Annotated in this window: 1 protein-coding gene; it reads left to right on the forward strand. The window is 54.7% G+C overall.

Annotated elements, in window-relative coordinates; all coding sequences use genetic code 11:
* A partial coding sequence (locus tag AB9F29_RS22345) for a transglycosylase domain-containing protein (RefSeq protein WP_369757307.1) occupies positions 1-287 on the forward strand: 287 nt, incomplete at both ends.

Below are 287 nucleotides of genomic sequence, written 5' to 3' on the forward strand. Positions count from 1 at the left end.
GGCTTGGTGGCATTGATCGGGCATTGATTGCTATCGAAAATGTCTCCCCGCATATGGCGCGCAGTGTCGTCGCGGCCGAAGACGCAAACTTCTGTAACCACTTGGGTTTTGATATGACAGCCATCCGCGCGGCACTAGATTCAGGCAGCACGCGGGGCGCGTCGACGATTTCACAACAAGTGGTGAAAAATGTTTATCTTTGGCACGGTAGAAGCTGGGTTCGCAAAGTTCTCGAAGCGGGCTTGACCCCCGCAGTTGAGGCCGTGTGGACTAAGAAACGCATCGTC

Origin of the sequence: Falsihalocynthiibacter sp. S25ZX9 (genome assembly GCF_041205405.1) — a bacterium.
Taxonomy (GTDB): Bacteria; Pseudomonadota; Alphaproteobacteria; order Rhodobacterales; family Rhodobacteraceae; genus Falsihalocynthiibacter; species Falsihalocynthiibacter arcticus.